Origin of the sequence: Arsenicicoccus sp. oral taxon 190 (assembly GCF_001189535.1) — a bacterium.
In the GTDB taxonomy this organism is placed as follows: domain Bacteria; phylum Actinomycetota; class Actinomycetes; order Actinomycetales; family Dermatophilaceae; genus Arsenicicoccus.
The window spans coordinates 3,381,603-3,395,876 of the sequence record NZ_CP012070.1 but is presented as its reverse complement, the minus strand read 5'-3'; the positions used below and the strand labels follow the sequence as shown (position 1 = coordinate 3,395,876).

The window sequence follows — 14,274 nt, the reverse complement described above, 5'->3', positions numbered from 1 at the left end:
TGACGCTGCGCGACGCGTCGGTGTCGGACCAATGTGCTGCGAGCAGCCACGGCGGTGGTAGCGTGGGGCTTGCATCGAGCACGACCGTGGTCCGGCCCGATGATTCCCGATCTCCAGGCGTCGTCCTGCAGGATCGGTCCTCATCACCCCGGCCGGCATCTCATGTCGTGGCCACGCTCCTCCCCGTGACGGCCGCCCAGGCTGCGCGTCCCGAGCGTCGGGTCCCACCACGACGCGATGCGACCCATCGACGGAGTGGTTCTCCTGGTGCGCGCCTCCGCCCCGCGGCCGGCGCGGCTCCGGTGAGGACCCAGGTCGATGGACCAGTGCCGAGCCACCGACTCGGCTAGACCTCCTGCCCAGGCACGGGTGCCGGGCAGACGACGAGGGGGAAGGAACCTTCGTGACCGACATCATCGAGACCGCCACCACCGGCGGGACTCAGCGACGCACCACCGCCCTGTCGGCGATGCGTCTCCCGGAGCTCCAGGCCACCGCGGCCGAGATGGGGATCCCGGGCACCGCCAAGATGCGCAAGAGCGACCTGGTCGCCGCCATCCGTGAGCGACGTGGCGGCGGCCGCGCCCAGGGTGCGGCCGGCTCGGCCGACGCTGCGCCCGCCGAGGCGCAGCGTCCGGCGAGCGGATCCGCTGCTCGGCAGGAGCCCGCCGCCCGTCAGGAGCCTGCTGCCCGTCAGGAGCCTGCTGCCCGCCAGGAGCCCGGCGCACCTGAGACCTCGGGTCGCCCGGACACCGAGCGCGGCCAGGACGACAACCGTGGCCGCGAGCAGCAGGGCGGTCGCGAGGCCCAGGACACCCGCGGTCGCGAGGGCCAGGACACCCAGGGCGGTGACCGCGACCGGCAGTCCGGCGAGCGGCGCACCCGCCGTGGTCGTCGGGTCGCCTCCTCGCCGGCCGGCGCGGCGTCCGACCGTGACCCCGAGGCCGACCGGCGCACCGCCGACCTCGCCGCCGAGCTGCGCGAGCAGGCCGAGCGGCAGTCCAGCGAGGGCCGCGACGCCGGTCGGGACCAGCGTGAGGGCCGCGCCCGCGACAACCGCGACGGCCGCGACAGCCGTGGCGAGCGCGACAACCGTGGTGAGCGGGGCGAGCGGGACGCCAACCGCGACAGCTACCGCGACAACCGGGCGGAGCGGTCGCGGGACACCAACCGCGACGCCGGCCGCGACAACCGCTCCTCCGATGCCCGCGGCAACGACACCCGCGGTGACCGGGCGGACAACCGGGGCTCCGACAACCGGGGCGGCGACAACCGCGCCGACAACCGGGGCTCCGACAACCGGGGCTCCGACAACCGTGGCGGCGACAACCGCTACGACGACGAGCAGGGCGGAGGCCGCCGGCGCGGTCGCCAGCGCAACCGCGACCGCAAGCGCCGCGGCCGCGACACCGAGGTGCGCAGCGAGGACGTGTCCTACTCCGACGACGACGTGCTGCTGCCCGTGGCCGGTGTGCTGGACGTGCTCGACAACTACGCCTTCCTGCGGACCAGCGGCTACCTGCCGGGGCCGGGCGACGTCTACGTCACGCTCGGCATGGTCAAGAGGTTCGGGCTGCGCAAGGGCGACGCCGTGCAGGGCGTCATCAAGGACCCGGGCGAGGACGGGGTCGGTCAGCACCAGCACGGCAAGCAGGGCAAGTTCAGCGCGCTCGTGCGCGTCGACGCCGTCAACGGCCAGACCCCCGAGCAGGCCCGCGACCGGGTCGAGTTCACCAAGCTGACCCCGCTCTACCCCCAGGAGCGGCTGCGGCTGGAGACCCAGCCCAACGTCCTCACGACGCGGATCATCGACCTGGTGTCGCCGATCGGCAAGGGGCAGCGCGGGCTCATCGTCTCCCCGCCCAAGGCGGGCAAGACGCTGATCCTGCAGGCGATCGCCAACGCGATCACCGTCAACAACCCCGAGGCCCATCTCATGGTCGTGCTCGTCGACGAGCGCCCCGAGGAGGTCACGGACATGCAGCGCACGGTCAAGGGCGAGGTCATCGCCTCCACCTTCGACCGTCCCGCGTCCGACCACACGACGGTCGCCGAGCTCGCCATCGAGCGGGCCAAGCGGCTGGTCGAGCTGGGCCAGGACGTGGTGGTGCTGCTCGACTCGATCACCCGCCTCGGTCGCGCCTACAACCTGGCGGCCCCGGCCAGCGGCCGGGTCCTGTCCGGTGGTGTCGACTCGTCGGCGCTCTACCCGCCCAAGCGGTTCTTCGGCGCCGCGCGCAACATCGAGCACGGCGGCTCGCTGACGATCCTCGCGACGGCGCTGGTCGAGACCGGCTCCAAGATGGACGAGGTGATCTTCGAGGAGTTCAAGGGCACCGGCAACATGGAGCTGCGGCTGTCCCGCCAGCTCGCCGACCGCCGCATCTTCCCCGCCGTGGACGTCAACCCCTCCGGGACCCGGCGCGAGGAGATCCTCATGAGCAGCGAGGAGCTCAAGATCATGTGGAAGCTCCGGCGCGTGCTCTCGGCGCTGGACTCCCAGCAGGGTCTGGAGCTGCTCCTCGACCGGCTCAAGAAGACCAAGAGCAACCTGGAGTTCCTCATGCAGGTGCAGTCCAGCACGCCCATGCCGGGGGCGAGCGAGGGCTGACCTCGACCAGGGTCACCGGCATACGACGAGGACCCGCACCGGCCGACACCCCGGCTGGTGCGGGTCTGGTCGTATGCCGGGTCGGCCGCCGTCCCACCGGGGGCCATTTCGTCACTTTCCGTCAAGTTCTGCGTACTGCCTGTGTATGTTTGGGCAGTTAGAGCAACCTGACTGGGGAGAGACGCGGACATGACAGCCGACGTGCGCATTGTGGTCGCCGACGACGACGCGGACATCCGCGACCTCGTGACCTTCAAGCTGGGCCAGGCCGGTCACGCCGTGACCGCCGTGGGGGACGGCGCCGCGGCCCTGGAGGCCATCCGCACCGAGCACCCCGACCTCGCGGTCCTCGACGTGATGATGCCCGGCCTGTCGGGCGTGGACGTGCTGCGCGAGGTGCGCGCCGACCCCACCCTGGCGGACGTCGCGATCATCCTGCTGACGGCCCGCTCCCGGGACACCGACGTCGACGAGGGGTTCGCGGCCGGCGCCGACGACTACGTCGTCAAGCCCTTCAGCCCGCGCGAGCTGGGCCACCGCGTCTCCAGCGTGCTGCAACGACGCGCCCGCCAGGGGGTGCGGTGATCGCAGGACCCGCCTGGCTGAGCCTGCAACTGCTCACGATCGGGCTCACGGCCGTCCTCGCGAGCTGCGGCGTGCTCGCGTCGCTGGTCGCCAGCACCAAGGGCCTGCGCCTGCACCGCCGACGGCAGCACGACCGTCACCTCGCCCCCTACCGCCCGGCGCTGCTGCAGCTGGCCGCCGGGGACGACGACCCCGATGCGCTGGACCTGCTCCGGCGGGTGCCCGCCCGGAGCTGGCCGGTCGTGCAGGAGGCCATCGTGGGCTTCCTCGGCAAGGTCAAGGGGGAGACCGCCCACGAGCTCGTCGAGGTGCTCGACGAGCACGAGGCCATCGCGCGCGCCCGCGAGGACGCCACCTCGCGCCGGGCCGTGGCGCGGGGCCGGGCGGCGGTCCTGCTGGGCCGGTGCGGGCGACCCGAGGGACTGCCCACCCTGCTGCGGCTGCTGCAGGACCGCGACCCGCTGGTGCGGCAGTCCGCCGCCACCGCGGTGGGACAGTTCGGTGACCCCGAGGGGGCCGCCCCCATCCTGCGCGCCGTCCGCGGCGACCACGGGCGCGCCGGGCTGCCGAGCAGCACCGCGGTCGACGCCCTGCTGGCCCTGCGCTTCGGCATCGAGGACGCGCTGCGCTCCTCGCTGCGCGACCCGGACCCCGGCGTCCGCGCGGTCGCGGCCCTCGTGGTCGCCGAGCGCACGTCGGTCGCCGCCCGGCCCACGGTCCGCGAGCTGCTCCTCACCGAGCGCGACCCGCAGGTGCAGGTCGCGCTGTGCCGCGCCCTCGGGCGGCTGGGGGACGCCGGCGACGTGCCGATGCTGGTGGACGCCGCCACGAGCGGCGGCCCGCAGCGCCGAGGCGCGGCTGTGGCGGCCCTCGGTGAGCTCGACGCCCCGGCCAGCGTGCCCGTGCTGCGTGACCTGCTGGCCGACCCGGACCGCCGGCTCGCGGCCCGCGCTGCCCAGGCCCTCGCCGACATGCAGCACCCCGACGCCCGCCGCGCCCTGGCCGAGCTGACGGATGGACCGCAGCGGGAGGCTGCGGCATACGTGCTCGCCCTGCAGGAGCTGCGTGAGGGGAAGGGGGAGGACCGTGGGTGACCTGATCCCGTGGCTGCACGACGCGGTGCTGGCGGTCTCGCGGGTCCTCGCGTGGCCGATCCTGGTCTACTTCGCGCTCGTCAACACGTCCTACCTGGTGCTGATCCTGCTGGCGGCGCGCCGGTTCGCCGTCGAGCAGCGCCGCCGTCACGTGCTCGGCGCGTCCGAGTCCGTGTCCCGGTCCGCCCCCGGGGTCTCGGTCATCGTGCCGGCCTACAACGAGGCCGCCGGCATCGTCACCGCGGTGCGCTCGATGCTCGCCCTGCGCTACCCGAGGTTCGAGGTCGTGGTGGTGGACGACGGCAGCAGCGACGAGACGCTCGAGCGCCTGGTGCGTGCCTTCGACCTCGTCGCCGTGCCCCGCGAGCTGCCCACCGACGTCGTCACCCGCGAGCAGCCCACGGCGATCTACGTGCCCCGCACCGGCCGCGGCTCCCTCGTCGTCGTGACCAAGCCCAACTCCGGTCGGTCGGAAAGCGTCAACGTCGGCATCAACGCCTCCAACGAGCCCCTCGTCGTCTTCGTGGACGCCGACTCGATCCTCGAGCCGGACGCGCTCGTCGCGGTCGCGGCGCCCTTCGTCGACGACCCGGTCCGCACCGTGGCGACCGGCGGGGTCATCCGCGCCGTCAACGGCTGCAAGGTGTCCTCGGGCCGCGTCATCGACGTCCGGCTCGGCCGCCGCTGGATCGAGCGGATCCAGGTGGTGGAGTACCTCCGTGCCTTCCTGCTCGGCCGCACCGGGTGGGCCTCGCTGCGCTGCCTGATCCTGATCTCCGGCGCCTTCGGCATGTTCCGTCGCGACGTGCTGGTCGAGGTGGGCGGCCTCGACGCGGGCTCCATCGGCGAGGACTTCGAGCTGGTCATGCGCGTCCACCGGCACCTGCGGCGTGCCGGGCGTCCGTACCGGGTGGAGTTCGTCCCGGAGCCGATCGTGTGGACGGAGGTGCCGTCGACGCCGGCCGTCCTGCGCCGCCAGCGCTCCCGCTGGCACCGGGGTCTGTGGGAGACCCTGTGGGCCTACCGCGGCATGCTGCTCGACCCGCGGCACGGTCGCATCGGCCTGCTCGCGCTGCCCTACTACTGGGTGTTCGAGCTGCTCGCCCCCCTGCTCGAGGTCATCGGGATCGTGGTCGTGCTCGTGGGCCTCGCGGTGGGTGCCGTGAACGTCCCCTTCGCGATGCTGTTCCTCGCGGTGGCCTACGCCTACTCGATCTTCGTGGCCGTCGCCGCGCTCGCCGTGGAGGAGGCGAGCTTCGCGAAGTACTCCCGTTGGGGCGACCTGGGTTGGCTCGTGCTGGCCGCGGTCGTGGAGAACCTCGGTTATCGCCAGGTCGTCGCCTGGTGGTGCCTCGAGGGGTGGTGGGCGAGCTTGCGCGGCCGGCCGCAGAAGTGGGGCGTGATGACCCGGGCCGGCTTCGACGATGAGCAGAAGCTGCCGGCATGAGCGAGCGCCACCGTCGGCACCGGCCCCGCAGCCTCAGCCAGGACATCCGCCGGGTCTGGGTCCAGATCATGCTGCTCGTCCTCCTCGTCGCGGTCACCGCAGGCGCCGGGCTGGTGTCCACCGAGGCGATTCGGTCGACCACCCTGGCCCGTCACCGCCCCGCCGTGGCCGCCAACGAGCAGCTCCTGCGGGATCTGCTTGCGGCCCAGTCAGGTCTGCGGGCCTTCGTGGCGACGGGGGACGAGACCTTCATGCGCGCGCCCACCCCGGGCCTGGCGGAGCTGCGCCGGTCGCTGGACGCCGTCGAGCGCCTTGCACCCGCGACGTTGCAGGATCAGGTGCGCGCCCAGGAGGAGGCCCTGGCCTCCTGGTGGGCCTTCCACGAGCGCGTCGTGGCCACCCGCCGGGCAGGTCGCGACGCGGACAGGTTGATCCCGACCACGCCCTTCCCACGTCTGGTCGCGGCCAACCGCCAGATCCAGCAGCCGCTCCAGGCGCGGGTCACGGCATCGGTCAGGCGCACCTCCACCGTGATCATGGCCACCGGTGTGGCGCTGGCCCTGGAGACCGTGGTCCTGGCCTTCGTCCTGATGCGGACCAGGCACCGGCTGATCGACCAGGTGGTCCGACCGCTGACCGCCCTGCGTCTACTGGTGTCCTCCGGAGGCCGCACCCACCCTCCCGTGGACACCGAGGTGGGACCGGTCGAGGTGCGCGAGCTGGGCCGGGTCGTGAAAGCCCACGTGCAGGCCACCCGCCAGGCGGAGGACGAGAGCGCGCTGAAGTACCGCCTGGCCGCCGCCCAGTCCGGCGTCGCGCTGGCGATCCGCCGGGAGCTGACCGAGGAGGGTGTCCTGGACCGCATGGTCTCTGGCCTCCAGCAGGGCCTCACCGGTGACGACGTGCGGCTGCTGGCGCCCGAGCCGGGGTCCGCGCCGTGGGAGGCGGTCACGCGGATCGCGGAGGGCCCGGAGCCCCTCGCGGTGGACGGGGACGCCCCGGTCCCCGACGACCTCCGCCGGCGGGCCGAACCGCTCGGGGAGGGGCCGTGGATGGCGGTGACCGTCCGGTCGCAGCAGGGCCCGGCCGGCGCCGTCGTGGTCGAGGGCGCGCCCGGACGCCGCTGGCGCCACCAGGAGATCCAGTTCCTGGAACAGGTGTGCACCTTCGCCACCCGCGGCATCGACCAGAGCCGGTTCGAGGCGGAGCAGGCGGCCGCGATGACCCGGCTCAGGGCGCTGGACAGGCAGAAGACCGACTTCATGGCGACCGTGAGCCACGAGCTCCGCACACCCCTGACATCCATCGCGGGCTACCTGGAGATGCTCGAGGACGGCGACTTCGGTCCGCTCCCGGCCGACCAGGCCGACGTGGTCGGGGTGCTCTCGCGTAACACAGCACGGCTGCGGGCGCTGATCGAGGACCTGCTCGTGCTGAGCCGGATCGAGTCCTCGGGCGTCGAGCTGCGTCTCGCGACCGTGCGCCTGCAGACGCTGGTCGACGACGTCGTGGAGAACCTCCGCCCTCAGGCCATCCAGGGCGCGGTGACCCTGCGCGTCCGCACGGCGAGCCCGGAGGCCGTCCTGAGAGGGGACCCCGACCAGCTCGAACGGGCCCTGACCAATGTCATCGGCAACGCCCTCAAGTTCACGCCGCCCGGCGGGCGGGTGACCGTCGACGTCGCCTGGGACGGGCACGCGGCCGCGGTCCGGGTCGAGGACACCGGCATCGGCATACCCGAGGAGGACCTGCGCGACGTCGGGCGACGGTTCTTCCGCGCCAGCAACGTGACGGCGCAGACGATCCCCGGGACGGGGCTCGGGCTGTCGATCGTGCAGTCCATCGCGGCGGCCCACGGGGGGCGGATGAGCCTGGACTCGGTCGCCGGGCAGGGCACGACCGTCACCCTGCACCTCACCTCGGTGGCCGAGGGAGAGGGCACCGAGGAGGAGCACCACGGTGCCTCCTGACCCCGTGTGACCAGGAGGAGGAATGTCCGCGGCCGGGCCTGCGTTAGGTCAGGTGTGCCGCCGTCTGGCACAATGGAGAGGTTGCCGGTTCACGAGAACACGCTCGACCCGGCGCACGAGATCTCAGAGGGAGACCACCATGAAGAAGGACATCCACCCGGAGTACGTCGAGACGCTGGTCACCTGCACCTGCGGCTCGCAGTTCACCACCAGGAGCACGGCGACGTCCGGCAAGATCAGCGCCGACGTCTGCTCGCAGTGCCACCCGTTCTACACCGGCAAGCAGAAGATCCTCGACACCGGTGGTCGCGTGGCCCGCTTCGAGGCGCGCTACGGCAAGCGCCAGAAGTAACCACCCCGCCTGGGCCGGTCCGCTCCCGTTGGAGCGGACCGGCCCTTCGCGTCCCACCCGAGCGCCCACCTGATCCTTCACCTGCCCCGGAGCACGCCATGCTGGAGTCCGCCCACGCGATCGTCGCCGAGCACGCCGACCTCGAGCGGCAGCTCGCCGACCCGGCGGTCCACGCCGACCCCGCCGCGCTCCGCCGCCTCAACAAGCGGTATGCCGCCCTCGCGCCCACCGTCGCCGCCTACCAGGGCTGGCAGACCGCGGTCGACGACGTCGCCGCCGCCGAGGAGCTGGCCAACGAGGACGAGGCCTTCGCCGAGGAGCTGCCCGGGCTGCGCGAGGCGCGTGACGCCGCGGAGGACAAGCTGCGTCGGCTGCTGATCCCGCGCGACCCCGACGACGACCGTGACGTGATCCTCGAGGTCAAGGCGGGGGAGGGCGGGGAGGAGTCGGCGCTCTTCGCCGGCGACCTGCTGAGGATGTACCTCCGCTACGCCGAGCGGCGCGGCTGGCGCACCGAGATCATCGACGCCACCGAGTCCGACCTCGGCGGCTACAAGGACGTCTCCGTCGCCGTCAAGGCGCGTGGCCAGCTCGAGCCCGGGGACGCGCCCTGGGCGCTGCTGAAGTACGAGGGTGGCGTGCACCGCGTCCAGCGGGTCCCGGTCACCGAGTCCCAGGGGCGTATCCACACCTCCGCCGCGGGGGTGCTGGTGATGCCCGAGGTGGAGGACGTGACCGAGGTCGAGATCCACGACAACGACCTCAAGATCGACGTCTACCGCTCCTCGGGGCCGGGCGGGCAGAGCGTCAACACGACGGACTCGGCGGTGCGGATCACCCACCTGCCGACCGGCACCGTCGTCTCCTGCCAGAACGAGAAGTCCCAGCTCCAGAACAAGGAGTCGGCGCTGCGCGTGCTGCGCGCCCGGCTGCTGCAGGTGGCGCGCGACGAGGCGGCGGCCGCGGCGTCGGACGCCCGCCGCTCGCAGGTCCGCACCGTGGACCGCTCCGAGCGGATCCGCACCTACAACTTCCCCGAGAACCGCATCGCCGACCACCGCACCGGCTACAAGGCCTACAACCTCGACCACGTGCTCGACGGGGACCTCGACCCGGTCGTGCGCTCGGCCGTCGAGATGGACGAGGCGGCCCGGCTCGCGGCGGTTGCCGGGTCATGACGACCTCGCTGCGGGCCGCGGTCCGGGAGGCGACCTCGCGGCTCGCGGCGGCCGGGGTGCCGTCCCCGGAGGTCGACGCGGTGGCGCTCGCGGCATACGTGCTGAGCCAGGGGCCCGGCGAGGTGCACCGGGGCATGGTCCTCGGGGCTCGCCTGTCCGAGACGCAGGCCAGCCGGTATGCCGACCTCCTGTCCCACCGGGCCGCCCGGGTGCCACTGCAGCACCTGACCGGCCGCGCCGGCTTCCGGCGGCTCGAGCTGGGCGTCGGGCCGGGGACCTTCGTGCCGCGGCCCGAGACCGAGCTGGCGGTCGAGCTGGTGCTGGCCGAGCTCGACCGGGTGGGTGCGGCGTCGTCTGGCGCTTCGGTGGTCCCGGTGGTCCCGGTGGTCCCGGTGGTCGTCGACCTCTGCACCGGCTCCGGGGCGATCGCGCTGGCCGTCAAGGACGAGCGACCGCACGCCCGGGTCCTCGCCGTCGAGCTGTCCGACCTGGCCTATCGCCGCGCGCAGCACAACGCCCGCAGCCTCGACCTCGACGTGACGGTCATCCTCGGGGACGCCACGGCCGACCCTCGAGCCGGGGTCGACCTGCCCGGTCTCACCGAGGTGGTCGGCCGTGCCGCCGTGGTCGTCTCCAACCCGCCCTACGTCCCGACCGACGCGGTGCCGCGGGACCCGGAGGTGCGCGACCACGACCCGGCGCTGGCGCTCTACGGCGGCTCGCAGGACGGGCTGGCGATCCCGCTCGCGATCGCCCGGACGGCCGCCACGCTGCTGCGGCCCGGCGGGCTGCTCGTCATGGAGCACGCCGACACCCAGGGGGAGACGTTGCCGGCCGGGCTGCGGGCCGAGGGGTGGGACGAGGTGCACGACCACCACGACCTGGCCGGGCGGCCGCGCACCACCACCGCACGACGCGCGCCGTGACGACGCGCACCGTGACGACGCACACCGGGGCCTGTCGGCGCCGGCCAGTAGGCTCAGCCGCATGAGCCAGACCTTTGACTGCACGACGCCCGAGGGGCGCGAGGACGGGGTGTCGGCGGCGGCCGCCGCGGTGCGGCGCGGGGAGGTCGTGGTGCTGCCGACCGACACCGTCTACGGCGTCGGGGCCGACGCGTTCAGCCCCGAGGCCGTCGCCTCCGTCCTCGCCGCCAAGGGGCGCGGCCGCAGCATGCCGCCGCCGGTGCTGGTCCCGCACGCGCGGACCGTCGACGGGCTGGCCGTGCAGATCCCGGGCTACGCCCGCGACCTCATGGAGCGGTTCTGGCCGGGGCCGCTGACCCTGGTCCTGCTCGCCCAGCCCTCGCTCATGTGGGACCTGGGGGAGACCAACGGCACCGTGGCGCTGCGGATCCCGGAGGACCAGACCGCCCTGGCGCTGCTGTCGGAGGTGGGGCCGATGGCGGTCACCAGCGCCAACCTCACCGGTGAGCCGGCCGCCATGTCGGCGGCCGAGGCCGAGGCCATGCTCGGGGACGCCGTGGCCGTCTACCTCGACGGCGGCCGCTGCTCGGACGGGGAGGCCTCGACGATCCTGGACTGCACCCAGGCGCAGCCCCGCGTGCTGCGCGACGGCGCCGTCGACCTGGACACGCTCCGCGCGGCCCTGGGGACGGTGCGGCTGGAGGGGGACGACGAGACCGCCCCCGCCGCCGCGCCCGAGCCCCGGGCCGACGCCCTCGATGGCCCGCACGACCCGCTGGCCGCCGACCCCGGAGGCGCGTCGGGTCGCCATACGGACCCCACCCTCTAGGCTGAGGCTCTGGCCCGGTCCCGACACCTCACCCCAGGAGCACCTGCATGTCCGACACCCCCTTCTACGGCTCCGACCATGAGGCCCTCGCGGCCCTCGACCCCGAGATCGCCGACGTCCTGCAGTCCGAGCTGCAGCGCATCCGCGGCGGTCTGCAGCTCATCGCCAGCGAGAACCTCTCGAGCCCCGCGGTCCTGACCGCGCTCGGGTCGACCCTGTCCAACAAGTACGCCGAGGGCTACCCCGGCCGGCGCTACTACGGCGGCTGCTCCGAGGTCGACAAGGCCGAGCAGATCGCGATCGACCGGGCCAAGGAGCTCTTCGGGGCCGAGCACGCCAACGTCCAGCCGCACTCGGGTGCCAGCGCCAACCAGGCCGTCTACGGCGCGTTCTGCCAGCCCGGCGACAAGCTGCTGGCCATGTCGTTGCCGCACGGCGGGCACCTGACCCACGGCGCCAAGGTCTCCTTCTCCGGCAAGTGGTTCGACATCGCCCACTACGGCGTCGACAAGGACACCGAGGACATCGACTACGACCAGGTGCGCGACCTCGCGCGCCAGCACCGGCCCAAGGTCATCCTCGCCGGGGGGTCGGCGATCCCGCGGCTCATCGACTTCCAGGCCTTCCGCGACATCGCGGACGAGGTCGGCGCGATCTTCTGGGTCGACGCCGCGCACTTCATCGGTCTCGTGGCCGGCAAGGCGATCCCCTCGCCGGTGCCGTATGCCGACGTCGTCACCTTCACGACCCACAAGGTGCTGCGGGGCCCGCGCTCGGGCGCGCTGGTCTGCAAGGAGGAGCACGCCGCCAAGCTCGACAAGGCCGTCTTCCCGCTCATGCAGGGCGGCCCGCAGATGCACACGATCGCCGCCAAGGCGGTCAACTTCAAGGAGTGCCTGCAGGCCGACTACCAGGCCTACGCCAAGGACGTCATCGCCAACGCCCAGCGGCTCGCGGCGGGCCTCGCCGAGCGTGGCATCCGTCCCACGACGGGGGGCACCGACACCCACCTCGCGCTGCTCGACCTGCAGGGCGTGGGCGTCACCGGCGCCGACGCCGAGCGGCGCTGCGACGCGGCCGGGATCGTGCTCAACAAGAACGCCATCCCCTTCGACCCGCAGAAGGCCAACATCGCCTCCGGGATCCGGGTGGGGACCCCGTCGGTCACGACGCAGGGCATGGGGCTGCCGGAGATGGACGTCATCGCCGACCTGATCCACCGCGCCGTGACCCAGACCGACGGCGACCCCGACCACGCGGTGGCCAAGGAGGTGCGGGGGACCGTCGAGGAGCTCGTGACGCGCTTCCCGGCCTACCCGCGCTGAGGCTGACGGGGGCGGGCCGGCGTGCGTGAGTACCTCTTCGTCATGGTGGTCGCCGCGGCGATCACCTTCCTGACGACGCCGCTCGTGCGCTGGCTCGCCGTCCGCGCCGGGGCCGTCACGGCCGTGCGCGACCGTGACGTGCACGTGGTGCCGATCCCGCGCCTCGGCGGGGTCGCCATCCTGCTGGGCTTCCTCGGCGCGGTGCTGCTGGCCTCCCGGCTGCCCTTCCTCGGCGGTTATGTCGAGGGGCGCCCGGCGGCCGACAGCGTCTTCAGCGACGGCCGGCTGAGCGGCGTGGTGATCGGGGCGGTGCTGGTCTGCCTGGTGGGCGCGGTCGACGACATCCGCGAGCTCGACTGGCTCACCAAGCTCGCGGGGCAGGTGCTCGCGGCGGGGATCATGGCCTTCCAGGGGCTGCAGCTGCTGTCGGTGCCAATCTTCGGCCAGACGGTGTTCCCGCTGGCGGTGATGATCGCGCTGACCATCGTCGTGGTCGTGGTCACGACCAACGCGGTCAACTTCGTCGACGGGCTGGACGGCCTCGCCGCGGGGATCGTCGGCATCGCGGCGCTGACCTTCTTCGTCTACAGCTACCTCGTGTCGATGTCCTACAACCCGCCCAACGTCTTCTCCTCCGCGACGCTGATCTCGGCGGCCCTCGCCGGCTGCTGTGCGGGCTTCCTGCCCCACAACTTCCACCCGGCCCGGCTCTTCATGGGGGACAGCGGCGCCCTGTTGCTGGGGCTGCTGCTGGCCGCCGCCACGATCTCGATGACCTCGCTGGACCCCACCCAGGTCGGGACCGGCGCCGGTCGCTCGGGCGAGGTGCTCGCGTGGATGCCGCTGGTGCTGCCGCTGGCCATCCTGTCGCTGCCCCTGCTGGACGTCGTGCTCGCGGTGGTGCGCCGGACCCGCGCCGGCATCCAGCCCTGGCACCCGGACGCCCACCACCTGCACCACCGCATGCTGCGTGCCGGCCACCGGCACCCGCACGCGGTGCTGCTGCTCTACCTCTGGGCGGCGATCGTGTCCGTGGGGGTGCTCGCGATCGCCATGTTCGACGGCTGGGTGCCGGTGGTGACGGTCGCGGCCGCCGTGATGGTGGCGAGCTATCTCACCTTCGGTCGTCGTGGCTCGCTGGACCGACAGACCTTGTGATAGCGTTCACAAGCACGATGACAGGCTCGGTGAGGCCCGCGACGACGCAGTCTCCCGCCGCCTTCCCACCGCATCCCGGCACTGCCCCCGACCTCGAGGACAGCCTCTTGCCCGCACGGCGCAACCCCAGCCCGGACGTGACGTCCGCGACGCTGCGCGTCGCCGTCGCCGGGTCGCTGCTGGCGCTGCCGGTGGCCGGCGCGGTCGGTGCCCTGTGGCGCGGCTGGCGCGGCGCGGCCGGCGCGTCGGTCGGCGTCCTCACCACCACCGTCTTCTTCTCCCTCGGCATCCTGGCGGTCGACGCCCTCACCCGTGGTCCCGCCGCGGTGGTGCTGCCCGGCGCCTTCGTCGTCTACGCCACCCAGCTCGGTCTGCTCTTCCTCGTCTACGTGCTGCTGCGCCAGACCGGCCTCGTCGAGCCGATGGCCTTCGCCGGCGGCGCGGTCGCGGGAGTCCTGGTGTGGCAGCTGTGCCACACCGTCGCCTTCCTGCGCGCCCGGCACGAGATCTACCCCGGCCTCGGGGAGGGGGTGCGGCGATGAGCGCCACCCGCGACCGTGACGGCGAGGGCCCGCGCAGCGCCGACGCCGCCGCCCACTCCCACGCGACCGACATCACGTCCTACCTGATCTCCGGGCCCGTGGCGTTCGGCCTCATCGGCTACGCGCTCGACCGGTGGTGGGGGACCGGATTCTGCGTCCCGGTGGGCATCATCGTGGGCTTCGTGCTTTCTCTGTATGTCGTCTGGGTCCGGTACGGTAGGGCCTGACTGCGATGACGAGACCGACCAGGCCGACGA

General features: G+C 73.1%; 13 protein-coding genes. All 13 read left to right on the top strand.

All coding sequences use genetic code 11. The features are described from left to right. Positions 1 to 469: 469 nt before the first annotated feature. The 13 genes from rho to ADJ73_RS15715 all read left to right on the top strand — a co-directional run bounded on the left by rho (position 470) and on the right by ADJ73_RS15715 (position 14,244). Positions 470 to 2,611: a transcription termination factor Rho gene (rho, locus tag ADJ73_RS15775; RefSeq protein ID WP_050349525.1), complete on the top strand. Its 2,142-nt coding sequence runs from the start codon at positions 470 to 472 to the stop codon at positions 2,609 to 2,611. A 189-nt stretch (positions 2,612 to 2,800) separates the two neighbouring features. Next, the gene (locus ADJ73_RS15770) at positions 2,801 to 3,196 is read left to right on the top strand and encodes a response regulator transcription factor (RefSeq protein WP_050349060.1); all 396 of its coding nucleotides are present in this window, start codon (positions 2,801 to 2,803) and stop codon (positions 3,194 to 3,196) included. Further along, on the top strand, positions 3,193 to 4,290 hold the full coding sequence (locus ADJ73_RS15765; RefSeq protein ID WP_050349059.1) for a HEAT repeat domain-containing protein: 1,098 nt from the start codon (positions 3,193 to 3,195) through the stop codon (positions 4,288 to 4,290). The genes ADJ73_RS15770 and ADJ73_RS15765 overlap by 4 nt, the downstream gene beginning before the upstream one ends. Further along, positions 4,283 to 5,737, top strand: coding sequence for a glycosyltransferase family 2 protein (locus tag ADJ73_RS15760; protein ID WP_253272609.1), 1,455 nt, complete (start codon positions 4,283 to 4,285; stop codon positions 5,735 to 5,737). Before ADJ73_RS15765 ends, ADJ73_RS15760 begins: the two co-directional genes overlap by 8 nt. Then, positions 5,734 to 7,707: a sensor histidine kinase gene (locus ADJ73_RS15755; RefSeq protein ID WP_050349058.1), complete on the top strand. Its 1,974-nt coding sequence runs from the start codon at positions 5,734 to 5,736 to the stop codon at positions 7,705 to 7,707. The genes ADJ73_RS15760 and ADJ73_RS15755 overlap by 4 nt, the downstream gene beginning before the upstream one ends. A gap of 139 nt (positions 7,708 to 7,846) precedes the next feature. Next, a complete protein-coding gene (gene rpmE / locus ADJ73_RS15750) occupies positions 7,847 to 8,059 on the top strand; it encodes a 50S ribosomal protein L31 (RefSeq protein WP_050349057.1) in 213 nt (70 codons plus the stop codon). Positions 8,060 to 8,157: 98 nt separating this feature from the next. Further along, complete coding sequence (prfA, locus tag ADJ73_RS15745; protein ID WP_050349056.1) at positions 8,158 to 9,237, top strand: peptide chain release factor 1; 1,080 nt, start codon at positions 8,158 to 8,160, stop codon at positions 9,235 to 9,237. Beyond that, the gene (prmC, locus tag ADJ73_RS15740; protein WP_050349055.1) at positions 9,234 to 10,163 is read left to right on the top strand and encodes a peptide chain release factor N(5)-glutamine methyltransferase; all 930 of its coding nucleotides are present in this window, start codon (positions 9,234 to 9,236) and stop codon (positions 10,161 to 10,163) included. The genes prfA and prmC overlap by 4 nt, the downstream gene beginning before the upstream one ends. A gap of 61 nt (positions 10,164 to 10,224) precedes the next feature. Continuing rightward, positions 10,225 to 10,992: an L-threonylcarbamoyladenylate synthase gene (locus ADJ73_RS15735; RefSeq protein ID WP_082177062.1), complete on the top strand. Its 768-nt coding sequence runs from the start codon at positions 10,225 to 10,227 to the stop codon at positions 10,990 to 10,992. A gap of 47 nt (positions 10,993 to 11,039) precedes the next feature. Beyond that, the gene (gene glyA / locus ADJ73_RS15730) at positions 11,040 to 12,317 is read left to right on the top strand and encodes a serine hydroxymethyltransferase (RefSeq protein ID WP_050349054.1); all 1,278 of its coding nucleotides are present in this window, start codon (positions 11,040 to 11,042) and stop codon (positions 12,315 to 12,317) included. Positions 12,318 to 12,338: 21 nt separating this feature from the next. Continuing rightward, entirely contained in the window at positions 12,339 to 13,475 is a 1,137-nt protein-coding gene (locus ADJ73_RS15725; protein ID WP_050349053.1) for an MraY family glycosyltransferase, read from the top strand. A gap of 107 nt (positions 13,476 to 13,582) precedes the next feature. Further along, the gene (locus ADJ73_RS15720; RefSeq protein WP_050349052.1) at positions 13,583 to 14,017 is read left to right on the top strand and encodes a hypothetical protein; all 435 of its coding nucleotides are present in this window, start codon (positions 13,583 to 13,585) and stop codon (positions 14,015 to 14,017) included. Beyond that, entirely contained in the window at positions 14,014 to 14,244 is a 231-nt protein-coding gene (locus tag ADJ73_RS15715; RefSeq protein WP_050349051.1) for an AtpZ/AtpI family protein, read from the top strand. The genes ADJ73_RS15720 and ADJ73_RS15715 overlap by 4 nt, the downstream gene beginning before the upstream one ends. Positions 14,245 to 14,274 lie beyond the last annotated feature (30 nt).